The sequence below is a fragment of the uncultured Roseobacter sp. genome (assembly GCF_947492555.1).
Classification (GTDB): domain Bacteria; phylum Pseudomonadota; class Alphaproteobacteria; order Rhodobacterales; family Rhodobacteraceae; genus Roseobacter.
On sequence record NZ_CANLNE010000002.1, the window covers coordinates 884,869 to 908,744 of the forward strand.

The 23,876-nt window shown below is 60.4% G+C and carries 19 protein-coding genes; 9 read left to right on the forward strand and 10 right to left on the reverse strand.

All coding sequences use genetic code 11. The features are described 5' to 3' along the window. Positions 1-7 precede the first annotated feature (7 nt). The 3 genes from dut (at position 8) to Q1A07_RS11340 (ending at position 3,615) form a co-directional block, all read left to right on the forward strand. Complete coding sequence (dut, locus tag Q1A07_RS11330) at positions 8-460, forward strand: dUTP diphosphatase (RefSeq protein WP_299781975.1); 453 nt, start codon at positions 8-10, stop codon at positions 458-460. After that, positions 460-1,515, forward strand: a complete 1,056-nt coding sequence (gene moeB, locus Q1A07_RS11335) for a molybdopterin-synthase adenylyltransferase MoeB (protein ID WP_299780745.1) — start codon at positions 460-462, stop codon at positions 1,513-1,515. The genes dut and moeB overlap by 1 nt, the downstream gene beginning before the upstream one ends. Positions 1,516-1,599: 84 nt before the next feature. Further along, the gene (locus Q1A07_RS11340; RefSeq protein ID WP_299780747.1) at positions 1,600-3,615 is read left to right on the forward strand and encodes a M3 family metallopeptidase; all 2,016 of its coding nucleotides are present in this window, start codon (positions 1,600-1,602) and stop codon (positions 3,613-3,615) included. Between the two features lies 1 nt (position 3,616). On the opposite strand, the gene Q1A07_RS11345 is transcribed toward Q1A07_RS11340, so the two are convergent. The 7 genes from Q1A07_RS11345 to Q1A07_RS11375 all read right to left on the reverse strand — a co-directional run bounded on the left by Q1A07_RS11345 (position 3,617) and on the right by Q1A07_RS11375 (position 12,070). Beyond that, the gene (locus Q1A07_RS11345) at positions 3,617-4,549 is read right to left on the reverse strand and encodes a glyoxylate/hydroxypyruvate reductase A (protein ID WP_299780749.1); all 933 of its coding nucleotides are present in this window, start codon (positions 4,547-4,549) and stop codon (positions 3,617-3,619) included. Positions 4,550-4,559: 10 nt separating this feature from the next. Next, positions 4,560-5,699, reverse strand: a complete 1,140-nt coding sequence (gene rodA, locus Q1A07_RS11350; RefSeq protein WP_299780751.1) for a rod shape-determining protein RodA — start codon at positions 5,697-5,699, stop codon at positions 4,560-4,562. Beyond that, positions 5,696-7,639, reverse strand: coding sequence for a penicillin-binding protein 2 (mrdA, locus tag Q1A07_RS11355; RefSeq protein ID WP_195819613.1), 1,944 nt, complete (start codon positions 7,637-7,639; stop codon positions 5,696-5,698). The genes rodA and mrdA overlap by 4 nt, the downstream gene beginning before the upstream one ends. A gap of 31 nt (positions 7,640-7,670) precedes the next feature. After that, a complete protein-coding gene (locus Q1A07_RS11360; protein ID WP_299780756.1) occupies positions 7,671-8,210 on the reverse strand; it encodes a rod shape-determining protein MreD in 540 nt (179 codons plus the stop codon). Next, on the reverse strand, positions 8,207-9,109 hold the full coding sequence (gene mreC / locus Q1A07_RS11365; RefSeq protein WP_299780758.1) for a rod shape-determining protein MreC: 903 nt from the start codon (positions 9,107-9,109) through the stop codon (positions 8,207-8,209). Before mreC ends, Q1A07_RS11360 begins: the two co-directional genes overlap by 4 nt. Positions 9,110-9,182: 73 nt before the next feature. Further along, positions 9,183-10,223 (reverse strand): rod shape-determining protein, encoded by a 1,041-nt coding sequence (locus Q1A07_RS11370; protein ID WP_195819615.1) that lies wholly within the window; start codon positions 10,221-10,223, stop codon positions 9,183-9,185. A gap of 278 nt (positions 10,224-10,501) precedes the next feature. After that, positions 10,502-12,070: a 2-isopropylmalate synthase gene (locus Q1A07_RS11375; RefSeq protein WP_299780760.1), complete on the reverse strand. Its 1,569-nt coding sequence runs from the start codon at positions 12,068-12,070 to the stop codon at positions 10,502-10,504. 286 nt (positions 12,071-12,356) lie between these two features. Here Q1A07_RS11375 and Q1A07_RS11380 point away from each other — a divergent pair, with 286 nt between their 5' ends. Both Q1A07_RS11380 and Q1A07_RS11385 read left to right on the forward strand, forming a co-directional pair. Next, positions 12,357-13,022 carry an SDR family NAD(P)-dependent oxidoreductase gene (locus tag Q1A07_RS11380; protein WP_299780762.1) on the forward strand — a complete coding sequence of 222 codons (666 nt, stop codon included), beginning with the start codon at positions 12,357-12,359 and terminating at the stop codon, positions 13,020-13,022. Further along, a complete protein-coding gene (locus Q1A07_RS11385) occupies positions 13,016-14,545 on the forward strand; it encodes a cryptochrome/photolyase family protein (protein ID WP_299780764.1) in 1,530 nt (509 codons plus the stop codon). Before Q1A07_RS11380 ends, Q1A07_RS11385 begins: the two co-directional genes overlap by 7 nt. Before the next feature lie 396 nt (positions 14,546-14,941). Here the strand turns inward: Q1A07_RS11385 and Q1A07_RS11390 are convergent, their stop codons facing one another. Then, positions 14,942-16,561 (reverse strand): EAL domain-containing protein, encoded by a 1,620-nt coding sequence (locus tag Q1A07_RS11390; protein ID WP_299780766.1) that lies wholly within the window; start codon positions 16,559-16,561, stop codon positions 14,942-14,944. A 263-nt stretch (positions 16,562-16,824) separates the two neighbouring features. After that, positions 16,825-18,210 (reverse strand): 2-isopropylmalate synthase, encoded by a 1,386-nt coding sequence (locus tag Q1A07_RS11395; RefSeq protein WP_299780768.1) that lies wholly within the window; start codon positions 18,208-18,210, stop codon positions 16,825-16,827. A 183-nt stretch (positions 18,211-18,393) separates the two neighbouring features. On the opposite strand from Q1A07_RS11395, the gene Q1A07_RS11400 reads away from it, so the two are divergent. Beyond that, the gene (locus Q1A07_RS11400; RefSeq protein ID WP_299780770.1) at positions 18,394-20,052 is read left to right on the forward strand and encodes an NAD+ synthase; all 1,659 of its coding nucleotides are present in this window, start codon (positions 18,394-18,396) and stop codon (positions 20,050-20,052) included. Positions 20,053-20,187: 135 nt separating this feature from the next. Then, positions 20,188-20,997: a prolyl oligopeptidase family serine peptidase gene (locus tag Q1A07_RS11405; RefSeq protein ID WP_299780772.1), complete on the forward strand. Its 810-nt coding sequence runs from the start codon at positions 20,188-20,190 to the stop codon at positions 20,995-20,997. Positions 20,998-21,039: 42 nt separating this feature from the next. Here Q1A07_RS11405 and Q1A07_RS11410 read toward each other — a convergent pair whose 3' ends face one another. After that, the gene (locus tag Q1A07_RS11410; RefSeq protein ID WP_299780774.1) at positions 21,040-21,966 is read right to left on the reverse strand and encodes an MBL fold metallo-hydrolase; all 927 of its coding nucleotides are present in this window, start codon (positions 21,964-21,966) and stop codon (positions 21,040-21,042) included. Between the two features lie 103 nt (positions 21,967-22,069). Between Q1A07_RS11410 and Q1A07_RS11415 the strand changes: the two genes are divergently transcribed. Both Q1A07_RS11415 and gltX read left to right on the forward strand, forming a co-directional pair. After that, entirely contained in the window at positions 22,070-22,480 is a 411-nt protein-coding gene (locus tag Q1A07_RS11415; RefSeq protein WP_299780776.1) for a DUF1801 domain-containing protein, read from the forward strand. A gap of 61 nt (positions 22,481-22,541) precedes the next feature. After that, a complete protein-coding gene (gene gltX / locus Q1A07_RS11420) occupies positions 22,542-23,867 on the forward strand; it encodes a glutamate--tRNA ligase (RefSeq protein WP_299780778.1) in 1,326 nt (441 codons plus the stop codon). Positions 23,868-23,876 lie beyond the last annotated feature (9 nt).

The following is a 23,876-nucleotide window of genomic DNA, read 5'->3' on the forward strand; positions in this document are numbered from 1 at the left end:
TGTTGATATGGTTCAGGTGAAAGTGACCTATGGCGAAGGCGCGGACACCACCGTGCCCCTGCCGTCATATGAAACGACAGGTGCCGCGGGCGCGGACATTCGGGCGAACCTGCCAGAGGGGGAGATCGAAATCACACCCGGTGCCCGCGTTCTGATCCCAACGGGGCTGTCCATGGAAATCCCGCCCGGTTTCGAGGTGCAGGTGCGCCCGCGATCCGGGCTTGCGCTGAAACACGGGCTGATGCTGGTCAACAGCCCGGGCACCATTGACAGCGACTACCGCGGCCCGGTGGGCATCATCGTTCTGAACGCGGGAGAACAGCCTTTTTTGGTCACGCACGGCATGCGCATCGCCCAGCTTGTGGTGGCCCCGGTTGTGCAGGTGCGTTTTGCCCGCAGTGAGACGTTCAGCGAAACCGCGCGGGGCGCGGGTGGCTTTGGGTCGACAGGGGGGCACTGATGCTGCTGGTTCTCGCAATGGCGGCAGCGCTCTGGGGGATCGGCGGCGCGATGGGCGCCCCACGTACGACCCGGCTGACGATGATCGGGGCACTTTACGTCGGTGTCCTGATCATTCATCTGACCTTGCCGGACGGCAGTCCGTTGCGCATGGCGACGGGAGAAAGCGCTGCTCTCTGGCTCATCCTAGGCGGCTTTGCTGTTCTGGTTTTCGCGTATCGCCGTATCCTGCTGGCGCTGCGCCGCCGGGCAGAGATCACGCAGGCACCCGATATGGAGGCAGCCCCAAAACCGGGATTTAGCGAGGCGGAACTGAACCGCTACGCCCGGCATATCGTGCTCCGTGAAATTGGCGGGCCCGGTCAGAAGCGGCTGAAAGAGGCGAAGGTGCTGGTGATCGGCGCGGGCGGTCTTGGTGCCCCGGCTCTGCAGTATCTGGCGGCAGCAGGCGTCGGCACCATCGGCGTGATCGACGATGACGCGGTGGAGAACGCAAATCTTCAAAGGCAGGTCATTCACAAGGATGCGGCCATTGGGACGCCCAAGGTGTTTTCCGCGCAGGCGGAGATGACCGCACAGAACCCGCATGTGATCGTGCGCCCCTACCACCGCCGTCTGACCGAAGAGATCGCGGCTGATCTCTTTGCCGACTACGATCTGGTACTGGACGGCACCGACAACTTCGACACCAGATACCTGGCCAATCGGGTGGCGGTGGCCCAGAAATTACCGCTGATTTCCGGAGCGCTGAGCCAATGGGAAGGGCAGTTGAGCGTCTTTGACCCCGCGCAGCACGCGCCCTGCTACCAGTGTATTTTCCCGCAGGCGCCCGCACCGGAACTTGCGCCCTCCTGTGCCGAGGCAGGCGTGCTGAGCCCCTTGCCCGGCGTGATTGGGGCGATGATGGCTTCTGAGGCCATCAAACTGATCACCGGGGCGGGCACCGTCCTGCGGGGGCAGATGGTGATCTATGATGGGCTTTACGGGGAAAGCCGCACAATCTCGATTGCGCGCCGCGCTGACTGTCCGATCTGTGGGAACGCTGCGGAGGGATGATCGGCAGAATCCGCGCCGATTGCGAGGGCGCGGCTTGTGCATCCCTGCCCGCAAACCTAGCTTCAAGGACAAAGGAGAGCCGCAATGACAAACCCCCTGCTGCAGGATTGGACCACGCCGTTTCAGATTGCGCCGTTCGACCGGATTTCAGACGATGATTTTGCCCCGGCGCTGACGACGGCTCTGGCGGAACATCGTGCCGAAATCGACGCGATTGCTGGCTCCGACGACGCGCCGGATTTCGCCAATACGATTGAGGCGCTGGAGGCGGCAGGGCATGCGCTGCATCAGGTCCTGGGCGTATTTTTTGCGGTGGCGGGCGCGGACAGCAATCCGGAACGCGAGGCGTTGCAGCGCGACTTCTCGCCCAAGCTCGCCGCGCATTTCGCGGAGATTTCGGGCAACAAGGCGCTTTTCGCGCGTGTGGCAGCGGTCTGGGAGGCGCGGGCAGAGGCGGATCTGACGGCAGAGCAGGAACGGGTCCTGATGCTGACGCACCGCAATTTCGTACGGGCTGGTGCGGCGCTGGAAGGCGATGAAGAAGACCGCATGAAAGAGATCAAAAGCCGCCTCGCCGTGCTGGGCACGGAATTTACACAAAACCTTCTTGCGGATGAGCGGGACTGGTTCATGCCACTGGCCGATGCTGATCTTGAAGGCCTGCCGGATTTTGTGATCCGCGCCGCGCGGGCAGCAGGTGAGGAAAAAGATGCGGGCGGGCCGGTTGTCACCTTGTCGCGTTCGCTCATCGTGCCGTTTCTGCAATTCTCTCCACGGCGCGATCTGCGTGAGATCGCCTTCAACGCCTGGACGGCACGCGGTGCCAATGGCGGCGAGACGGACAACCGGGCCATTGCCGCCGAAATCCTTGGCCTGCGCGAGGAACGTGCCCGTCTGCTCGGGTACGAAAGCTTTGCGTCCTACAAGCTCGAAACAGAAATGGCCAAGACGCCGGAGGCGGTGCGCGATCTGTTGATGGCAGTATGGACACCGGCGCGGGCGCAGGCAGAAGCAGATGCCGACGTGCTGACCCGCATGATGCAGGAAGACGGTGTGAATGGCCCGCTGGCGCCCTGGGACTGGCGCTATTATTCCGAAAAACGACGGGTGGCCGAGCACGATCTGGATGAGGCGGCGCTCAAGCCTTACTTCCAACTGGAGCGCATGATCGAGGCGTCTTTTGCCTGTGCCACGCGGCTCTTTGGGCTCGCCTTCAAACCGCTAGATATCCCGCTCTATCATCCCGATTGCCGTGCCTGGGAGGTGACCCGCGACGGCCAGCATGTGGCGGTGTTCATCGGTGACTATTTCGCGCGGGGCTCAAAGCGGTCCGGCGCGTGGTGTTCCGCAATGCGCGGGCAGGCAAAGTTTCCCAAGGTGCAGGCGCCGGTCGTGATCAACGTCTGCAACTTTGCCAAGGGTGATCCGGCGCTCTTGTCTTACGACGACGCGCGCACCCTGTTTCACGAGTTTGGCCATGCCTTGCACCAGATGCTGTCCGATGTGACCTATGAGAGCATCTCGGGAACGTCGGTGGCGCGGGACTTTGTCGAACTGCCCAGCCAGCTCTATGAACACTGGCTGGACGTGCCGCAGGTTCTGGGGGAATTCGCCACACACGCGGATACCGGCGCGCCCATGCCGCAAGAGCTGTTGGACAAGGTGCTGGAGGCCGCAACCTATGACATGGGCTTCCAGACCGTCGAATATGTCGCCTCCGCCCTTGTCGATCTTGATTTCCACGAAGGGGCTGCGCCGTCTGACCCAATGGCGCGCCAACGCGACGTGCTTGAGGCGTTGGGCATGCCGGCGGCAATCACCATGCGTCACGCCACGCCGCATTTCGCCCATGTCTTTGCCGGGGATGGCTATTCGAGCGGATACTACAGCTACATGTGGTCGGAAGTGATGGATGCCGACGCCTTTCAGGCCTTTGAGGAAGCGGGGGGCGCATTTGATCCCGACCGGGCTGCGGCGCTGGAAGAGCATATTCTTTCAAAGGGCGGCAGCCAGGATGCGGCTGAACTTTACACGGCATTCCGTGGACGACTGCCCGGCGTGGAGGCCTTGTTGAAAGGACGTGGTCTGGCGGCGGTGTAAATCAGTAGCCGCTGCTGCGATCAACCAGGTGCAGAAAGGGTTCGCCCGCTTCACCCCGGCGAATGTTCTCGGCAATCACTTCGGCTGCGGTCACGGGCCGCGTCTCTGCCGCCACATGTGGCGTCACGGTGACCTTTGGATGGGCCCAGAACGGATGCTCTTGTGACAGTGGTTCGACACGGAAGACGTCCAGCGTCGCGCCTGCCACACGCCCTTGATCCAGAGCCTCCAAAAGCGCGTCATCGTCAATCAATGGGCCCCGTCCGGGATTTATGACAAAGGCACCCTTGGGCAATTGCGCAAGGGCCTGCGCATCCAGCGTGTTTTGCGTTGCCGGTGTGTCGGGCAGCAGCAGGATGAGAATCTCGGCCGTTTTCAGCGCAGTGCTCAGCCCATCTGTGCCGTGGTGCATGGAAACACCGGGCACGTCCTTAGCGTTGCGGCTCCAGCCATTGACGTGAAAGCCCAGGCCGGTCAGCGTGGCTGCGACCGCGCTGCCTAACGCGCCCATCCCCAGAATGCACACTTGCCTTTCAGAGGCCAGCGGTGGGGTATGAGGCGCCCACGCCTGATCCGGGTTCACGATGTGCCGGTCCATTCCGAGATGGTAGCGCATCACATGCCCGGCCACCCATTCGGTCATGGATTTGGTCATGCCCGGATCGACCATACGCGCGAGCGGGATCTTCAGGGTCGGGTTCTTTACCACACCCTCGACACCGGCCCAGAGGTTCAGAACGGCCTTGGCACGGGTGTAGGGTGTAAAATCCTGCAAGGGTGAATTCGGCGCGTAGACAATATAGTCTACGTCCGCCGAGGCAAAATCGCAGGAGAGGTGAGCAGCTATCCCCTTCGCTTCAAAAGCGGTGTTGAGAGGCGCCTCGTAGGTGGCCCAGCGATCCGCATGGGCGGCAAAAAGGACATTCACGGTCATATCAGGTCGGCTATCTCAACCGGTGCACATGGGCGCTTTGCATCAGGCCAAAGGCAAGCATCAGCACCAGCATGGCGGACCCGCCGTAGCTGACCATCGGCAGGGGCACGCCGACGACCGGTGCCAGCCCCATGACCATCGACATGTTCACCGCGAAGAACAGGAAGAAGTTGAGCGCGATCCCGAGAATGAGCAGCGAGGAAAAGCGATCCTTGTTGGTCAGGGCGGACCAGATGCAGAAAACGATGATCAGCGCATAGAGCCCCAGAAGCGATATGCCGCCCAGAAACCCGAATTCCTCCGCCAGGGTCGTGAAGATGAAATCGGTGTGTTTTTCCGGCAGAAAATTCAGTCGGCTTTGGGTGCCCTGCATGAAACCCCGCCCGGTCCAGCCGCCAGAGCCAAGGGCAATCTTTGACTGGGTGATGTGGTAACCCGCGCCCAGCGGGTCCGTACTGGGATCAAGGAAAGTGTCGATCCGCCGGAACTGATAGTCCTTGATCAGCTGCCATTCGGTGCCGCGGGATTGGAAAACGGTTGTCACCAGACCGATGACGCTGGCCAGAACCGCGGCAAAATACGCCCAGTGTACGCCCGCCAGAAACATCAAACCGCCGCCCGCCGCCAGCAGGAGGATTGACGTGCCGAGATCAGGTTGCCGCAGAACCAGCAGCGTGGGGATGATGATCGCAATCACCGGGATTAGCACCCAGAACGGGTGGGACGTGCGTTTAGCGGGCAACCAGTCATAGTAGGCCGCAAGGAACATCACTAACGTGATTTTCATCAGTTCCGAGGGTTGCAGCCGCATGAAGCCGAGATCAATCCACCGCTGCGCGCCCATGCCGACGGTGCCGAACAGCTCCACCGCGACGAGCAGGGCGACCGTGAGCAGATAGCCCACGCCCGCAAGCGATCGCCAGAACCAGATGGGCACCATGGCCACGCCGATCATCAGCGCAAAGCCCATGGCAAAGCGCTTCATCTGCGGCTCGGCCCAGGGGCTGAACGACCCGCCCGCGACAGAATAAAGCATCAGGAAGCCTGCGCCGGAAACGGATGCGAGCAAAAGTGCCACCGGCCAGTTCAGGTGGAAAATCTTGCGAAACCCTGTAGGTGCGCTTTTGACAGCATATTCGAGGTAGCTCATGCCTGATCCCGCCCGACAAAGGAGGCCTGTGGTTCCATGCCGCGCAGCTTTTCCTGCTGTTCTTCGATGCGCTCGCGGTCTTTGGCGGGATAGGCCTCAAGCGGGGGCTGCCCACCATAGAGCGCCTGCAGGGTGATATCGCGCGCAATGGGGGCTGCGGCCTTGGACCCGCCACCGCCATGTTCGACCACGACGGCCACGGCATATTTCGGCGCTTCAATCGGCGCGAAATTCACAAAAAGCGCGTGATCCCGCCGCTCCCACGGCAGATCCTCGTTGCGAATGACGCCTGCACGCCGTTCTGCGGCGGTGATGTTACGGACCTGGCTTGTGCCGGTCTTGCCGGCCATGCGCATCGCATCCTCGATGATGCGCGATCCATAGGCCGTCCCGCGCCGGTCATTGACCACCGCATTCATCGCCCGCCGCATTTTGCGCAGGTTGTTTTCGTTCATCCCAAGGCTTTCGCCGCCGCGCGAGGGTTGTTCGACCCCGTCAACAGATTTGATCAGACGCGGTTCGACCGCGCGCCCGGTCGCGATGCGGGCGGACATGACGGCCAGCTGCATCGGCGAGGCGAGCATGAAGCCCTGACCGATGGAAACGTTGACCGTGTCACCGACGCGCCAGCTCTGCCCGTAGGTTTGCTGTTTCCATTCCATGTTGGGCGCAAGCCCCTGGGCCACGGCGGACATCGGGACGTCATGCTTGATGCCGAGGCCAAAGCGCCGTGCCATGTCGGAAATCTTCTCGATGCCGACCTTGATCGCCAGATCATAGTAGTAGACGTCGCAGGACCGTTTGAGCGAGGTCTGCAGATCGACCCACCCGTGGCCCGCGCGCTTCCAGCAGTGAAAGCGACGCCCGGAGACGGTCAGATGGCCGGGGCAATAGACCGTCTCATCCGGGCCGATCAGCCCCGCTTCCAGCGCGGCCATGGCGGTGACCATTTTGAACGTCGATCCGGGCGGGTAGAGGCCTTGCACCGTCTTGCTGGCGAGCGGACGATACTTGTTTCCCGTCAGCGAGCTGTAATCCTTGACCGAAATACCGCGCACAAAGAGGTTGGGATCGAAGGTGGGGGCGGACGCACAGGCCAAGACATCCCCGTGTTCACAGTCGATGACCACGGCGCTGGCGCTTTCCTGATCGAGCCGCGCCTGCACGTAGCCTTGTAATTTGGCGTCGATTGTCAGTTGGATATCGGATCCGGGCGTTCCTTCGCGCCGGTCCAGCTCGCGCATGACCCGTCCGGCGGCGTTGACCTCGACACGTTTGGCGCCGGCCTTGCCGCGCAGCACGGGCTCCAGCTTGGTCTCGACCCCCACTTTGCCGATCTGAAACCGCGGGATGCGCAGCACCGGCTCGGGGTCGGCGATTTTTTCCAGGTCGTAGTCCGAGACCGGGCCGACGTACCCCAAAACATGCGCGAAATCAGATCCTTGCGGATAGACACGGCTCAGGCCCACTTCCGGTGTGACACCGGGCAGAGCCGGTGCGTTGACCGAGACGCGGCTGATGTCTTCCCACCGCACATCCTCGGCGATGGTGACGGGGAGAAAGGACGGCGAGCGTTTCAATTCGTCCTTCGTGCGCTCGATATCCTCGGGCGCCAGTGGAATGATCTGGGACAGACGATGCAGAACCTCGTCCGTGTCGCCCGCATCTTCGCGCACGATCACGATCCGATACGACGGCGCGTTTTGGGCGAGTCGCGTGCCGTTGCGGTCAAAGACCTCGCCGCGCGACGGTGGGATGAGCCGGACGTTGATGCGGTTCTCTTCTGCCAGCAGCCGGAACTGATCCGCCTGATCCACCTGCAAAAACCGCATGCGTGCGGCCAGGCCGCCGATGAACAACAGCTGCGCACCGCCCAAGAGAGCAGCACGCCGCGAGATCCGGCGATGGCTGAAATCTGTTTCGGCGCGGGTCTTTTTCATGCTCGCTCTCCCGCTGGGACGTCAGGGCAGGTCATATGCGGCCTCCGGATCCATCTACATCGCCCGGCGTAGCCTTACGCACCCCCATGAAGCCGTGGGTGATGGCAACGACAAGCGGATAGAACAGTATTGTCATGATGGCCTCGAAGACCGTCAAGCCAAAGGGGGGCAAATCGACGAGGGTGATCATCAATCCCGCGCGATAGGCGACAGTGATCATGATGATGACAGCACAAACAGCGAGCCACTCGCCGGGAAATCCGGTGTCCCGCAGACTGCGCGCACGCTGTTTCAGGCTTTCGCATCCCAACAGCGCCAGAAGCGCCCAGAGCCCGGGGGGCCGCTGCAGCAACAAATCTGCCAGCAAGAAAAGTCCGGCCAGCGCAAGGGTGGGCACGAATTCCGGTCGCCGCAGAGACCACGCGCAGGCAAACCCAAGCAACAGATCCGGTCCAACCCACCGGCGGGGCGTGGTTTCCAGAGGCAGCAGGTGGAAAAACAGGATCACACAGACCAGAAACGCAAAAGCGATCCGCATGCTCCAGAGCCGGGCCTGTGGAAGCTCGCTCACTGGCTGACCTCCTCTTGCGCAACGACGGGCTGGGCGGGCAACTGAGGTCCGATGATCTGTGCCGTGTCCGAAACAGGGTCGGTTCCATGATGACGCAAGACACGCAGGAATTCGAGGCGCTGATAGTCAGCCGCAAGCCGGACCCGCAATTTACCGGTCGGGTCCAAAGCGACTTGCCCGATCAGCAGACCGGCCGGAAAGACGCCGCCATCGCCGGAACTGATCACCCGGTGGCCGGGGCGGACCAGATCGCTATCTTCGAGAAACTCGATTGGGGGTGCTGCGGAGTTGTCACCAGAGACGATGACCCTTTGACCCGATGGCTGGATCACTGCGGGGATACGGCTGGACGCATCGGTCAACAGGATCACGCGGGCGGTGTTTTCGCCAACACCGGAAATCCGCCCAACGACGCCGATGCCGTCCATCGTGGCCCACCCGTCCACAACGCCGTCCCGCGCGCCGACATTCAGCAGCACGGATTGGCGGAACGGGGAGCCGCTGTCGGCGAGAACAACGCCGGTGATATAGGTCAGACGCGGATCGAGGCGTACGTTGTTGAGATCCAGCAGCCGGGCGTTTTCCTGCTCCAGTTGCAGGGCCGCCTCCTTCCACGCCTGCATGCGGCGCAACTCCGATCGCAATTCGCGGTTTTGGTCCGCCAGTCGCTGATAGCTCTGAAAGTCTTTCAACAGGTTGATCGCGCCGGTGACCGGAGCCATGGCCCAATCAAGGCGCGGCACGAATGTGTCCGTTACCTGTGCACGAAACCGCTCCACCCGCGGGCTGTCGATGCGCCAAACCAGAAAGATCGCAAGCAGGCAAAGAACAATCACACTGAGCAGTAACCGGCGGACCGGGCCGGTGTATTCGCTGCTGCTGGATCGCTCTTTCGCCATATTCTGGCCGTCTCCTGCCCCTCAAGCTGGCAGGGCAAACCTGCCGCTGATCGGGATTTATCTTGCGATGGGTTTAGCTGTCATAGTCGATGGCGTGACGCAATTGTTTCTCGTATTCCAAGGCCTTACCGGTTCCAAGGGCCACGCAGTTGAGGGATTCATCCGCAATGGATACCGCCAGCCCTGTCTGTTCGCGCAGGGCCAGATCCAGATCGCCCAGAAGCGCGCCACCACCAGTCAGCATGACGCCGCGATCCACAATATCCGCCGCCAGATCGGGCGGCGTGGTTTCCAGCGCGGTCATCACCGCTTCGCAAATCTGCTGTACGGGTTCCGCCAGCGCCTCGGCAATCTGGGCCTGTGTGACCTCGATCTCCTTGGGGACGCCATTGAGCAGGTCGCGCCCACGAATCTGCATGGATGTCCCGCGGCCATCATCGGGCATGCGCGCCGTGCCAATGGACGTCTTGACCCGTTCCGCTGTGGTTTCCCCGACCAGAAGGTTCTGCTGTCGGCGCAAGTAGCTGATGATCGCCTCGTCCATCCGGTCGCCACCGACCCGCACGGAGCGCGCATAGACGATGTCACCCAGGCTGAGCACGGCCACTTCGGTTGTGCCGCCGCCAATGTCCACGACCATGTTGCCGGTCGGATCGGTGATCGGCATACCCGCCCCGATGGCTGCCGCAATCGGCTCCGCAATCAGACCAGCGCGCCGCGCGCCCGCGCTCAGCACCGACTGGCGGATCGCGCGTTTCTCGACCGGCGTGGCACCATGCGGCACACAGACGATGATCTTGGGTTTAGAGAAGGTCGAACGTTTATGCACCTTGCGAATAAAGTGCTTGATCATTTCCTCGGCGGTATCGAAATCCGCGATCACGCCTTCGCGCATCGGGCGGATGGCCTCTATACTGCCGGGTGTGCGGCCCAGCATCAGTTTGGCGTCTTCGCCCACGGCCAGCACCTTTTTCACGCCGTCCTTGACATGATAGGCGACGACGGAAGGTTCCGACAGGATCACGCCGCGCCCCTTCACATAGACCAATGTATTGGCGGTTCCCAGATCGATGGCCATGTCCGATGAAAACAGCCCGCGGATTTTGTCAAACATGCGTTGATACCTTGCCCGAATTTCTCTTGGCCCGCGACTCCAGGGAGGCGGGCTTTTAACCCTTTATAGGCATAGGCGCTAAAGGGTGAAAGGGGCGTTAACGATGATGCAGGCGGCATGTTGCTTTTACGTGCGGAGTGTGCCTCGCAAAACACCATTCGAGCAAATACGCCTGATTTCCCCGAACACCGCCGCAAGTTCGCCTGGGCGTGTCTGTTTGTCGAATATTTGAAGACGCCTGCCTCGCTGGTCGCGCAGGCGTCCTCGTATCTTCCTGATCAGCCGACGTCTTTGTAGCTGATCTCGCGCTTGTCCTTGCCGCCTTTCTCGCGGCGGACAAGCAGCCGGTTCAGGGCGTGGATGTAGGCCAGCGCCGAGGCAACAACCGTATCCGTATTAGCGGATTGTCCTGTCACGATACGCCCGTCTTCTTCCATCCGGACAGAGACCGTGGCCTGCGCGTCCGTGCCTTCGGTCACCGCGTGCACTTGGTAAAGCTGCAGCCGCGCGGTATGCGGGACCAGCGCCCTGATCGCGTTGAAGGAGGCGTCAACAGGTCCGTCGCCGGTTTGTGTCGTGGACTTTTCTTCGCCATCGACTTGCATGACCAGATCGGCTTGCTGCGGGCCATCGGTCCCGCACACCACCCGGAGCGACACCAGCCTGATCCGGTCGTTCTCCGGGTCAGACGACGTGCGCATCAGCGCAATCAGATCGTCATCGTAGATTTCCTTCTTGCGGTCGGCCAGTTCCTTGAACCGCACAAAGACATCCTTGAGCTGGTTATCCCCCAACTCGAACCCCAGATCCTCGAGCTTCGACCGCAATGCGGCGCGGCCGGAGTGCTTGCCCATAACGAGGTTGGTCTCGGACAGCCCAACATCCTCGGGGCGCATGATCTCAAAGGTCTCCGCGTTCTTGAGCATGCCGTCCTGGTGAATGCCGCTTTCATGGGCAAAGGCGTTTTTGCCCACGATGGCCTTGTTGAACTGCACCGGGAAGCCCGAGACAGCGGCGACCCGGCGCGAGATGTTCATGATCTTGGTGCTGTCGATGCCGGTCTGGAACGGCATGATATCGTTGCGCACCTTCAGCGCCATTACCACCTCTTCGAGTGCGGTGTTGCCCGCGCGTTCGCCCAACCCATTGATCGTGCATTCGATTTGGCGGGCACCGGCCTCAACCGCGGCCAAGGAGTTCGCCGTCGCCATGCCAAGATCGTTGTGGCAATGGGTGGCAAAGGTAATCTCATCGGCGCCCGGCACCCGATTGAGCAGCATATTGATCAATTCGGCGGACTCGCGCGGCGCGGTGTAACCAACGGTATCGGGGATGTTGATCGTGGTCGCCCCGGCCTTGATGGCAATTTCGACGACACGGCAGAGGTAATCCTCTTCCGTCCGTGTCGCATCCATCGGGGACCATTGTACATTGTCGCAAAGATTACGCGCGTGGCTAACCGTCTGTTCAATCCGTTCGGCCATCTGGTCCATGTCGAGGTTTGGGATCGCGCGGTGCAGGGGTGAGGTGCCGATAAACGTGTGAATGCGCGGCGCCTTGGCGTGTTTCACCGCCTCCCAACACCGATCAATGTCGCCGAACTGCGCGCGCGCCAGCCCGCAGATCACAGAGGTCCGGGCCAGTTTGGCAATCTCGGAGACAGCGGCGAAATCGCCTTCGGAGGCGATCGGAAAGCCGGCTTCGATGATATCAACACCCATCTCATCCAGCAGTCCGGCGATCTCGAGCTTCTCGGCGTGGGTCATCGTCGCGCCCGGGCTTTGTTCGCCGTCACGCAATGTGGTGTCGAAAATCAGGACGCGGTCCTGTTTGGCTTTATCTTTCATGTCTGGTTCTTTCGATTTTCTGCTATGTTCCCTGGCGCGCGACACATCCCTCTGAGCGGGCGCGCCGAAGGGCACGCTCAGAGGCGGCTTAGCAGCAGCAGAGCGGCGGCAGGGCGCAAGGAAGTGCGCGGGCAAATGATATGAGCAGCAGGTGCCATTGCCGGTAGTTATACGCAGCCAGACGTAAATGGGAAGGTGGTTTTTTGAGAAGTCGCTTATCCTCCCAAGTGCACTGTGGGCGCTGAACGGGGTTGAAGTGCCGATCTACCCGACTAGGTCGCCGACGATGAAGAGAGTATTGATTATTGGCGCCTCCGGCGGAATTGGACAGGCGCTTGCCACAGCCTGCACGGCGCGCGGCCATGATGTGGCAGGCCTGTCGCGCTCGGTGGACGGCTTTGACATCACGGATGAGCGCGTCGTGAACCACCATTTGGAGCAACTTACCGGCCCGTTCGATATGGTGATTGTTGCCACCGGCGCATTGGAAATCGATGGTGCCGCGCCGGAAAAAACCATCAAGGCGGTCACCGGAAAGGCGATGATGGATCAGTTCGCTGTAAATGCGCTGGGGCCTGCGTTGGTGTTGCGGCACGCGGCGGATTTACTGCCCCGCGATAAAAAATCGGTCTTTGCCGTGCTGTCCGCACGGGTCGGGTCCATCGGTGACAACCGCATCGGCGGCTGGGTGAGCTACCGCAGCGCCAAGGCAGCGGTAAACCAGATCGTGCACACAACGGCCATCGAACTGGCGCGCACGCACAGCCACGCCATTTGTGTCTCACTGCATCCCGGCACCGTGGCTACGCCCTTTACCGAGAAGTATTTGGGGCGGCATCCTTCTGTGCCACCGGAGGCTGCCGCGGAGAACCTGCTGGGTGTGATGGATACGTTGACACCTGCGCAGAGCGGTCAATTTTTCGATTGGGCAGGAGAGGCGGTACCATGGTGAGCCGTCTCGTTTTGGTGCTGGGGGATCAGTTGACCGCTGGCCTCAGTGCGCTGCAACAGGCAGATCGTTCACGTGACGTGGTCGTTATGGCCGAGGTCGCCGAGGAGACCGATTACGTCCAGCACCATCCCAAGAAGATCGCGCTGATCTTTGCTGCCATGCGCAAGTTCGCAGCGACCCTCGGGGAAGAGGGCTGGGACGTGCGTTACAGCCAGTTGGACGACAGTCAGAACGCGGGCTCCATCGTTGGCGAGTTGCTGCGGCGCGCTGAGGAGACTGGGGCGGCAGAAGTGCTTGTGACCGAGCCCGGTGAGTGGCGCCTGATCGAAAAACTCAAACATGCGCCTATCAAGACCCACATTCTGCAGGACGATCGGTTTATCGCCTCACATCAGGAGTTCGAACACTGGGCCGAAGGGCGCAAGCAGCTGCGCATGGAGTATTTTTACCGCGAAATGCGACGCAAGACCGGGTTATTGATGGACGGGGACAAACCGGTTGGCGGCAAGTGGAACTTTGATCACGAAAACCGCAAACCCGCGCCGGACGATGTGGCCTTTGGGGGACCCATGCAGTTCACACCGGATGAGGTGGTCGAGGAGGTCCTGGCACTGGTGGAGGCGCGCTTTGAAGCGCACTTCGGCGATCTGCACCCCTTCTGGTTTGCGACCACACAGGGAGAGGCGCGGCGGGCGCTGAGCCATTTCATTTCAAACGCTCTGCCAAAGTTCGGCGACTATCAGGATGCGATGCTGGCTGACAATCGGTTTCTCTATCACGCGGTAATCTCTGCCTATATCAACATTGGTCTGCTGGACCCGCTGGAGGTCTGCGAAAAGGTGGCGGAGGCCTATGATGCTGGTGATGTCCCCATCAATGCCGCCGAGGGGTTCATTCGCCAGATCATCGGTTGGCGTGAGTACATGCGGGGCATCTACTTTCTGGAGGGGCCCGACTATCCGGACCGCAATGTGCTGGGACATGATCGCGATCTGCCTGCGCTTTTCTGGGGCGGCGAGACGCGGATGCGGTGTTTGTCTAAAGCCGTGGAGCAGACCCGGGCGGAGGCCTACGCGCACCACATTCAGCGTCTTATGATCACGGGGAATTTTTCATTGCTGGCCGGGATTGACCCGTATCAGGTGCACGCATGGTATCTGGCCGTCTACATGGACGCTTTCGAATGGGTGGAGGCACCCAACACCGTTGGTATGAGCCAGTTCGCCGATGGTGGGATCATCGCATCAAAGCCTTACGTGTCGAGTGGTGCCTATATCAACCGGATGTCGGATTACTGCAAAGGCTGCGCCTATTCAGTGAGCCAGAAAACCGGAGAAGGGGCCTGCCCGTTCAACCTGCTCTATTGGCATTTCCTCGACCGGCATCGGGAGCGGTTCAAGGACAATGCGCGCATGGGCAACATGTATCGCACGTGGGACCGGATGGACGCGGACCGGCGCGAGACGGTGATTGCGGAGGCGGGTGATTTCCTGCGGCGGCTGGAGGCCGGCGAAAAGGTCTGAAGGTGACGCGCGGTCGGTCTTGGCCGTCATCGACCGGATCAGGCGTAAGGCCTGCGTTTCATTGCAAAAGCGACGTCGGTGTTTTGTCGGTATTGCGTCGGTTCGGACGTGTGGCTGCCGGGGTTAACAGGGCGGTCTTACCCCTTTGATCTGAGCACAGGTGAGGTAGTGCGCGAGTCCCTCCGCTATGGGTTCGATTGCCGCGTTCGCGGGTTTCAGCCCAAGGCGGGCCCCTTCTGCTTTTCGCCATGATCGAGCCAAAGGTTCGTATTGGCTGCTACAAGTGTGGCCGACGGAGTTCGTCGCAGACACCGATGACTTCATTCTGAGGTAACCTGTCGAAACAAAGGAGGCGTCAGCCCACCGTCCGCTTCTTGATGAAGAGCGCGAGGAGCCTTAGCCCGCGTCACGCATGTCTTTGCGCGGTTCGGTATCCTCCCTTAGCGGATCGACTTGCTGATCGCTCCATTTGGTTTCCAACAACCAACCAACTTGCTCGGCGGGAATCGCCTTTTCGAACAGGAAGCCTTGACCCAGTGAACAATCGAGCGACTGAAGATATCCAAGATCGTCGCACGATTCGATACCCTCTGCGGTCACGTCAAGCTCAAGCCCGTTTGCCAGCGCCATAATACCGGTGACAATTTTCTGGTTTTGCGGTTCCATCGCGATGTTTGTTACAAAACTCCGGTCAATCTTGATCCTGTCAAAAGGCAGTTGCCGAAGACTTGCCAGACTGGAATATCCAGTGCCAAAATCATCAAGCGCCACCGAGACACCCAGTTTCTTCAACGCATTCAGTTTTTCCCGCGCTACCTCAAAATCATGGATAACAGAGCTTTCGGTGACTTCTATTGTCAGCCGCCTCGCATCAAAATTGCAGCTTTCCACGATGTCTTTGATCTGATCGACAAGTTTGGGGTCATGGAATTGGTAGGGAGAAACATTGAAAGAAATCAGAAGACTTGGATCCCACTTCTTCGCTGACATACAGGCCTGCTGTAATATGCTGATGCCAAGATTTCCGATCTGGCCGCTGTCTTCTGCGATCGAAATGAACACATTGGGGGGGATGTTACCGCGTGTTTTGTGGGTCCATCGTGCCAGAACTTCGAATCCAACGAGTTTATTCGATTCAATTTGGATGATTGGTTGAAACCAAGGTTCGATTTCTAACCTCTGAATAGCCTCCCGAAGGTCAGCTTCGATTTCTGCCCGCTCATGAGACTGTTTATCCAACTCCGCATCATACCAGGCAAACTGACCTCTGCCTTCGCTCTTTGCCATGTACAATGCCTTGTCAGCTCGGCGCATTGCCTCGGCATAAGGCGTTGCAGTGTTCCACATTACCAGTCCGATGCTACTGCTGATGAAAATCTGACTGCCTTCAAAATCCACAGCCTCTTCCATGGCGTGCAGAATGCGTCGAACTGCACGTTCTGCGCTCTTCGCGTCGACTGCGCTCTCAAAGACAACTGCGAACTCATCGCCTCCAAGCCTGGCGAGGTTACCAACACCATTGACTTCTTTCTTGAGTCTTTGGGCAACTGTTTGGAGTGTCACGTCCCCCGCCGCATGACCGTGCAAGTCGTTTACAGGTTTAAACCTGTCAAGATCGACCATCGCGACGACCAGTTCGTCTGGCGCTCGATGTTCATTTTCGATTTCTTCAAGTAGGGACGAAAACGCCCGACGGTTTAATAGCCCGGTCAACGGATCATGGCTGGCATTTTTTTCTGCGCGTTGGCGTTGGAACTCGCGTTCAGTTGTGAGTTTTTTCAACCTGCGCCACTGGAAAAAGACTGAGAACAACAGGGCAATCGTCAAGTTCACGATAAGCAATGCCAACTCGTCCAGATCCCAGTCTTCATGAGCTCGACTGTATTCGTAAAACCGTTCGAACAACTCCATCTCAGCCAACAGGAACCAAGTGGCAATTGCAGTAACAAAAAATGCGACGGGTATGCCAGTCGCCTTGACAAGGTCACGGAATGAAAACGGAGAACTTGAAGTCATGTTGTACTCTTGGAAGCGGACAGGTCATTACGGGATACTGAATGCTCATCAGAGTTTGATGAACGAACGGCGCAAAATGTGTTTAGAAATTTAGCAAGTGGCTGAGTTTGGAAATGATAAAATGACGGCCATTTGCAATAAGTAGGAGCTAGAGAATTATTGTCTCGAAGCTGCTACGCGCCGACACTCTGCAAAGTCTGCTTTCTGCGCATCGCGGCCAATAGAGGGGTACGCGACCGCTAGGGATACCTGAGAGAAAAGCCTCAGCCGTCGGTCAGCGCGCCGTTTTCCCAATCACCTGTGGCTTCTTCACCTGTGGCGTAGCGCATGGTGCCGGTGCCCTGGCGCTTGCCAGCCTTGAACATGCCTTCATAGACATCGCCATTGGCGTAGGTGGCCACACCCTGACCCTCGATCTCGCCCTCGATCCAGGCCCCTTCGTAGATAAAGCCGCTGGGCATGGTGATCTTGCCCTGACCGTGGCGTTGGCCATCTTCGAAATCGCCGACATAAATGGTACCGTCAGGGTATGTTGCTGTCCCGGTGCCCTGGCGCTGACCGTCAACCCAGTTGCCATCATATTTGTAGCCATCGGCATAGGTCATCACACCCTGCCCGTGGTTGCGGGCGTTCTTGAAACCCCCCTCATAAACGACACCATTGGTATAGGTCGCCTTGCCAATGCCGTCGATCACACCGGTTTTCCAGTCGCCTTCGTAGGTGGAGCCATCGGGGTAGGTGATCAGCCCTTCGCCATCCGCCAGGCCGTCCGAGAAGCTGCCCACGTAGACGGAGCCGTCGGGATAGGTGACGCGGCCCTGGCCTTCGATCTCACCGGCGACCCAGGATCCGGTGTAGGTATAGCCGTCCTGCGCGGTGAACGTGCCCTGACCGTCCCGCAGGTCGTTGGTGAACTCGCCTTCGTAGGTGTCACCGTTGGCGTAGAGCACCTTGCCGACACCTTCGCGGCGACCGGCGACCAACTGACCCTCATAGACGTCACCATTGGCCTGGGTGAGCTTGCCGGTGCCATCGATCTGACCGTCCCGCCAGAGGCCGACATAGACCAGACCGTCCGGCATGGTCAGCGTGCCTTGACCTGCCCGCTTGCCCGCCCGGATTTCGCCTTCGTAGACTGCGCCGTCCGGATAGGTGATGGTGCCGATGCCCTCTTTCACACCATCAATCCAGTCGCCCTTGTATTCATATCCGCCGGGGCTCTGCATCGTGCCCTTGCCGTGGTGTTTGGCGTTGCGGAACTGGCCTTCGTAGCGCACGCCATTGGCGTAAAGCGCAATGCCAGATCCCATGATCGCACCCGCCTGCCATTCGCCTTCGTAGGTGCCGCCGTCGGCAAAGATAATCTTGCCAAACCCATCCGGTTTACCCTTGGCAAAAAGCCCCTCGTAAACGGAGCCATTGGGAAAGCGCGCGATGCCTTCGCCCTTGATCTCTCCGTCGACCCATTGCCCGCTGTATTCGTATCCGTTCGGCAGTTTATAGGTGCCTGTTCCGTGCTGCACGCCGCCGCGGAATGTGCCCTCGTAAACACCACCGTCATCGTATTGCTTGGTGAGCACCTGCCCGTCCTGGGCAAGCAACGGTATCGGCAGGAAAGCGAAGCAAAAGACAAGACTGCGAAGAGACATGAGACCCCTTGGGATTGCCGTAGAGATAAGACGCAAGGCCGAACCCCCGAACGGCCCTTTGCAGGAACTTATGCAATGGCTGCTTTGGGGGCAATCTTCTTTTGTGACATTGGCTCGGGATAGGCTTTTCACGCCTGCGCAATCTGCTACATGACTGTAAAGCGGGCAAAAAGGGCTGGGCCTATGTCGGACAGATTTCGAATTACACTGGGGCAGCTCAACCCAACGGTTGGCGATCTGCGTGGCAATGCAACCTTGGCGCGCAAGGCTTGGGCGGCGGGGCGCGAGGCCGGGGCCGATCTGGTGGCCCTGCCCGAGATGTTCATCACTGGCTACAACGCGCAGGACCTGGTGATGCGCCGGGCCCTTCAGCTGGATGTAGCGGATGTGATCGCGCAACTGGCGCAGGATTGCGCAGACGGGCCGGCTCTGGCGATTGGCGCACCCTGGGTGGAGGGCACCAAGCTCTACAACGCGTATCTCATCCTTAAGGGCGGGAAGATCGCGAGCCAGGTGCTCAAGCACCATCTGCCGAATGAAACCGTGTTCGATGAGGTACGGATTTTCGATGCGGGGCCGATGGGCGGGCCCTATTCGGTCGGCAATTCGCGTGTTGGCAGCCCGATCTGCGAAGATGCCTGGCACGAGGATGTGGCCGAGACGCTGGCGGAGACAGGCGCAGAGTTCCTGCTGGTGCCGAATGGGTCGCCCTACTACCGGGGCAAGTTCGAGACGCGGCTCAACCTGATGGTTGCGCGGGTGGTCGAGACGGGGCTGCCGCTGATCTACCTCAACATGGTGGGCGGGCAGGATGATCAGGTGTTCGACGGGGCGAGCTTTGCGCTGAACCCCGGCGGCGCGCTGGCGGTGCAGCTGCCGGTGCTCGACGAGGTGATCACCCACGTCGATCTGGAACGTGGGGCGGAGGGCTGGCGCATCGTCGAGGGCGAGAAGGCCGCGCATCCGGACGTCTGGGAGCAGGACTATCGGGTGATGGTGACCTCGCTGCGGGATTATTGCGCCAAGACTGGCTTCGGCAAGGTGCTGCTTGGGCTGTCGGGCGGGATCGACAGTGCGATTGTGGCGACAATCGCCGTGGATGCCCTGGGGGCAGAGAATGTGCGCTGTGTGATGCTGCCGTCGGAGTACACGTCGGAGGCATCTCTAGACGATGCCAAAGCTGTCGCAACGGCGCTTGGCTGTCGCTACGACACCGTGCCGATCTCTAAAGGGCGCGCCGCCATCACCGACACGTTGGCGCCGCTCTTTGAGGGGCTGGAGCCGGATCTGACCGAGGAAAACATCCAGTCGCGGCTGCGCGGGCTGCTGCTGATGGCGCTGTCGAACAAGTTTGGTGAGATGCTGCTGACCACCGGCAACAAGTCCGAGGTCGCCGTCGGGTATGCGACGATCTACGGCGACATGGCGGGCGGGTACAATCCGATCAAGGACCTCTATAAGACGCGCGTCTTTGAAACCTGTCGCTGGCGCAACGCCAACCATCGCGACTGGATGAAAGGCCCAGGGGGTGAGGTGATCCCGGCGCGGGTGATCGACAAGCCGCCTTCAGCCGAGTTGCGGGAAGATCAGAAGGACAGTGACAGCCTGCCGGACTACCCGGAGCTGGACGCGATGTTGGAGATTTTGGTGGATCAGGCGGGCTCCATCGAGGATTGTGTCGCGGCTGGATTTGACCGGGAGGTGGCCAAGAAGGTCGAGCATCTGATCTATATTTCGGAATACAAGCGTTTCCAGTCCGCGCCCGGCGCGCGGCTGACCAAGGGCGCCTTCTGGCTGGATCGCCGCTATCCCATCGTGAACCGCTGGCGCGATCCATCGTGAGGCAAGGGGTGGCCTGAAAGCCCACCTTACCTGCTGGCTGGGGCTGCTGTGCCAGTGTGATCTCATGCTTGTGATTTGAGCCTGCCCGGTGCCTCGCTCAGAGTACCCGTCAGACCATGTTGTGAGGAGGTAAGGATGCGGGCATTTCTTGTGAGCGGGGCTCTATTGGCTGCGAGCGGCACAGTTGCCGCCGCATGTGGGCCAGATACCGACTGTACGCTTGGGGACCGTCACTACCGTATTGCCATGCCAGACGGATACGACGGCTCGACAGCTGTCCCGGCACTGGTGTTTGCCCACGGCTATCGCGGATCTGCACAGGGGGTGATGCGCAATGGATCGCTTCGGCGTATGGCATCGGAGATGGGTGTTGCGCTGATTGCGGTGAAATCAAAGGATGACGACTGGGTCATTCCAAACGCGCCGCGGCATATGGATACTGATGGCGCTGAGGAGTTCGATTACTTTGCGGCGATGCTGGAGGATGCGACAGATCGCTTTGCAATCGACGAGAGCCGCATCGTGGCCAGCGGGTTCAGTGCAGGCGGCATGATGGTCTGGAACCTCGCCTGTTCCATGAGTGACCGCTTTGCCGGGTTTATCCCGATCTCGGGCACCTTCTGGCTGGAGCCGCCGGAAACCTGCGCAGGACCCGTGGCCAGTATCATCCATATCCACGGCACATCAGACCGGACCGTGCCGCTGAACGGGCGGCCTATCGGGCCGACCCATCAAGGCGAGGTCAGCGCGGCGCTGGAGATGTATCGCGACTACGGCAAATTCGAACCTCTGGCGCAGGCCACCTACGGTGATCTGGAATGCTCCGAAGAAGACAACCTCGCCGGTGACACGCTCAAGTTCTGCCTGTTCGAGGGCGGCCATTCCTTCCGCACGGAATTCGTTCGATTTGGCTGGGAACAGTTGGAAAAAGTGGGGCGGCTCTGAAAGCAGGTAAGGTGGGCTTTCAGGCCACCGCCCCGCAGCGCATCACAACATCAGCTGATAGCTGTGCGGCACATAGGCAAAGCCATCTCCGGCTTTCTCGACATAGCCGATCCCAGGCCAGGGCATATGGTAGCCGACAAAGGCCGTCTTGTCCGCCGCCATCATATCGAGAATGCGTCGCCGGGTCGCCGCCGCTGCCGCCTTGTCCATGTCGAACTTCACTTCCCAATCCGGGTGCGCTAGCGACCAGACATAGTGATTGGCGAAATCCGCCCCAAGCACCAGTTGGGTGCCACCGTCCTCGACCATATAGGTCATATGGCCCGGCGTGTGGCCAAAGGCTGCCATAGCGGTCAGGCCGGACGCGACCGAACCGCCGTCCTCAAGGAAGGAGAACTGTTCGGCAAAAGGCGCGATCTTGGCCTTGAAATTGTCATTGTCTTGCGCAGCCCAGGCATCAAACTCCGCACGGCCCGTCACATAGCGCGCATTGCCATAGGTCAGGCTGCCATCTTCCAGCGTCATGCCGCCGATGTGGTCGCCGTGCATGTGCGTGATGACCACCACGTCGATCTGGTCCGCCGTGTACCCCGCAGCCTCCAGCGCTGCCGTTGTGCCGGCCCCCGAAAGCCCGGTGTCGAAAAGCACCAGCTCTGACCCGGTATTGACCACGGTGGGCGTGAAGAAGAACTGCGATACATCGGTGGGCAGATTGGCTTCAGCGGAGACAGCAGCAAAAGTATCCGCATCGACATTCAATCCGAATATGTTGTGTGGGCCTTCGACGGCGCGGGTACCGGCCAGCAGGGTTGTGACGTCAAAACCACCGACCTTGATGCGATGAAAAGGTGACATGGCGGTCCCCATCATGGGTGCCGCGGCGCGCGTGGCACCGGCGGCAGCAGCGAGTGGCAGGGCGGCGGCGCCTGCAAGGGCCGCACGGCGGGAGACTTTGATCTGATCGGACATGATCACTTTCCTTTCCTGTTGGATGCTCTCTGAGGTAGTATGCACATGCGACGTGCCCATGAAAAACTGTTTGCGGCCAATCATATTTTTGCGAGGAGGCATCATGAGTGAGGCGGTGGAGGTGGCCACTTTTCTGGCGGCGGTAACGCCCGAACGTCGGCACGGGGAAGCCAGCGTGCTCGACAGCCTCTTTCGCGAAGTGACCGGCTGGGCACCGCGGCTCTGGTCGGGAGGTATGCTGGGTTATGGCACTTATGACTACACTTATGCCTCGGGTCGGTCGGGCACGTTTTTCGCCACGGGTTTTGCACCGCGCAAGGCAAGGTTGTCGGTCTACATCATGCCAGGATACGCGGATTTCAGTGCAATCCTCGCGGATTTGGGCAAACACAAGACGGGGAAATCCTGCCTCTATGTCAACAAGCTTGAGGATGTGGACACGGAGGTCTTGAAACGTCTCGTGCGTGCGGGTCTCGACGATCTCGCCAGCCGCTGGCCCATCAACGCCACCTAGGGCCCCCTTGCTGGACAAATCTGTGCACCTATGACATCCCGCAGGCCAACAGGAGACACGCATGACCACCACCCGTTTCGCCCCGTCGCCCACCGGGCACATCCATATCGGCAACCTGCGCACCGCGCTGATGAACTACCTCATCGCGCGCAAGGCGGGCGGCACCTTCATCCTGCGCGTTGACGACACCGATCCGGAGCGCAGCAAGGAAGAATATGTCGATGGGATCAAGCAGGACCTGGAGTGGCTGGGGCTGCACTGGGACCGGGTGGAGCGGCAGTCCGAGCGGCTGGATCGATATGCCGCCGCCGCAGATCAGCTGCGCGAGATCGGTCGTTTTTACGAGGCCTTTGAGACGCCGACGGAGCTGGACCTGAAGCGTAAGAAGCAGCTCAACATGGGCAAACCGCCGGTCTATGACCGTGCGGCGCTGGCGTTGAAAGATGCGGAGAAGGACGCGCTGCGGGCGGAGCGGGGCGATGGTGTCTGGCGCTTCAAGCTGGACCAGCAACGGATCGAGTGGGCCGATGGCATTCTGGGCGACATCTCGATTGATGCCGCTTCCGTGTCTGACCCGGTGTTGATCCGTGGCGATGGGCAGGTGCTCTATACGCTGGCCTCCGTGGTCGACGATACCGAGATGTGCGTGACCCACGTGGTGCGTGGATCAGACCACGTGACCAATACGGCCACGCAAATCCAGATCATCGAGGCGCTTGGCGGCGCGGTGCCGCAGTTTGCGCATCATTCGCTGCTGACCGGCCCACAGGGCGAAGCGCTCAGCAAACGCCTTGGCACGCTCTCGCTGCGCGACCTGCGCGCGCAAGGAGTGCAGCCGATGGCGCTGCTGAGCCTGATGGCGCGGTTGGGGTCCTCGGACCCGGTAGAACTGCGCGCCGAGATGACGGAGCTGATCGATGGTTTTGACATCACGCGGTTCGGCTCGGCCCCGACAAAATTCGATGAGCAGGACCTCTTCCCGCTGACCGCGCGGCATCTGGCGGGGCTGCCATTGGAGGGCGTGTCACAAGCGATTTCCGACGCAGGCGTGCCGCAAGAGAAAGCCGCTCAGTTCTGGGAGGTCACGCGTGAGAACATCACGACGTTGCAGGACCTCGCCCCATGGTGGGTGATGATGCGTGACGGCGCAGAGCCGGACATCGACGCAGAAGACGCGGACTTCGTGATGCAGGCCATGGCGTTGCTGCCCGAAGGGCCGTTTGACGACCAGACGTGGAGCGGCTGGACCGGAGCGGTGAAAGAGGCCACGGGCCGCAGGGGGCGTGCGCTGTTCATGCCGCTGCGCAAGGCGCTCACGGGCCAGGCGCATGGGCCGGATATGTCGGCGCTGATGCCGCTTTTGCAGGTGGTGAAGGCCCGCGAATGAAAGTCTGGC

What these genes read in the sequence shown, in the direction of transcription:
- mreC (WP_299780758.1), bottom strand. Translation starts at nt 9,109, where the DNA reads ATGGCGAAAGAGCGATCCAGCAGCAGCGAATACACCGGCCCGGTCCGC.
- Q1A07_RS11345 (WP_299780749.1), bottom strand. Translation starts at nt 4,549, where the DNA reads ATGACCGTGAATGTCCTTTTTGCCGCCCATGCGGATCGCTGGGCCACC.
- Q1A07_RS11370 (WP_195819615.1), bottom strand. Translation starts at nt 10,223, where the DNA reads ATGTTTGACAAAATCCGCGGGCTGTTTTCATCGGACATGGCCATCGAT.
- Q1A07_RS11390 (WP_299780766.1), bottom strand. Translation starts at nt 16,561, where the DNA reads ATGACTTCAAGTTCTCCGTTTTCATTCCGTGACCTTGTCAAGGCGACT.
- mrdA (WP_195819613.1), bottom strand. Translation starts at nt 7,639, where the DNA reads ATGAAAAAGACCCGCGCCGAAACAGATTTCAGCCATCGCCGGATCTCG.
- Q1A07_RS11340 (WP_299780747.1), top strand. Translation starts at nt 1,600, where the DNA reads ATGACAAACCCCCTGCTGCAGGATTGGACCACGCCGTTTCAGATTGCG.
- Q1A07_RS11415 (WP_299780776.1), top strand. Translation starts at nt 22,070, where the DNA reads ATGAGTGAGGCGGTGGAGGTGGCCACTTTTCTGGCGGCGGTAACGCCC.
- gltX (WP_299780778.1), top strand. Translation starts at nt 22,542, where the DNA reads ATGACCACCACCCGTTTCGCCCCGTCGCCCACCGGGCACATCCATATC.
- rodA (WP_299780751.1), bottom strand. Translation starts at nt 5,699, where the DNA reads ATGAGCTACCTCGAATATGCTGTCAAAAGCGCACCTACAGGGTTTCGC.
- Q1A07_RS11400 (WP_299780770.1), top strand. Translation starts at nt 18,394, where the DNA reads ATGTCGGACAGATTTCGAATTACACTGGGGCAGCTCAACCCAACGGTT.
- Q1A07_RS11395 (WP_299780768.1), bottom strand. Translation starts at nt 18,210, where the DNA reads ATGTCTCTTCGCAGTCTTGTCTTTTGCTTCGCTTTCCTGCCGATACCG.
- Q1A07_RS11405 (WP_299780772.1), top strand. Translation starts at nt 20,188, where the DNA reads ATGCGGGCATTTCTTGTGAGCGGGGCTCTATTGGCTGCGAGCGGCACA.
- Q1A07_RS11375 (WP_299780760.1), bottom strand. Translation starts at nt 12,070, where the DNA reads ATGAAAGATAAAGCCAAACAGGACCGCGTCCTGATTTTCGACACCACA.
- Q1A07_RS11385 (WP_299780764.1), top strand. Translation starts at nt 13,016, where the DNA reads ATGGTGAGCCGTCTCGTTTTGGTGCTGGGGGATCAGTTGACCGCTGGC.
- Q1A07_RS11380 (WP_299780762.1), top strand. Translation starts at nt 12,357, where the DNA reads ATGAAGAGAGTATTGATTATTGGCGCCTCCGGCGGAATTGGACAGGCG.
- dut (WP_299781975.1), top strand. Translation starts at nt 8, where the DNA reads ATGGTTCAGGTGAAAGTGACCTATGGCGAAGGCGCGGACACCACCGTG.
- Q1A07_RS11410 (WP_299780774.1), bottom strand. Translation starts at nt 21,966, where the DNA reads ATGTCCGATCAGATCAAAGTCTCCCGCCGTGCGGCCCTTGCAGGCGCC.
- moeB (WP_299780745.1), top strand. Translation starts at nt 460, where the DNA reads ATGCTGCTGGTTCTCGCAATGGCGGCAGCGCTCTGGGGGATCGGCGGC.